Raw genomic sequence first — 430 nt, 5'->3', positions numbered from 1 at the left:
CCTGTGGTGGCTGTTCCTCGCCGGCGTCGCGATCCTCGTCGTCTTCGTCCGCCGGCAGCGCCGTCTCGTCGCCCGGGACGCCCAGCCGCTGCTCGACCCGCGCCTGTTCACCACGGTGCGCGGGTACGCCGCCGGCGCCGGTGTCGGCACGTTGTACTTCGTCGGCTTCAGCGGGGTCTGGCTGGTGTTCGCCCTCTTCTACCAGCACGGCCTCGGCTTCTCCCCGCTGCTGTCCGGCCTCGCCGTGACCCCCTTCGCCCTCGGGTCGGCGAGCGCGGCCGTGGTCGCGGGCCGGCTGGTGGACCGGTTCGGCCGCCTGCTCACCGTGTGCGGCCTCCTGGGAGTGATCACCGGCCTGGGCACCACCGCGCTGCTGCTCCGTTTCGCGCCCGTCGACATCGCCCCCTGGGTCGCCGCCCCGGCGCTGCTC

Annotated in this window: 1 pseudogene; it reads left to right on the top strand. The window is 74.4% G+C overall.

The window, feature by feature from the left end:
- Nucleotides 1-430 (top strand): annotated as a pseudogene (locus KDL01_RS42170) (MFS transporter); the annotation flags it as partial.

The organism is Actinospica durhamensis, assembly GCF_018139695.1.
Lineage (GTDB): Bacteria > Actinomycetota > Actinomycetes > Streptomycetales > Catenulisporaceae > Actinospica > Actinospica durhamensis.
Note: the sequence above shows the minus strand (reverse complement) of the source record. Positions and strands in the feature narration are given on the sequence as shown.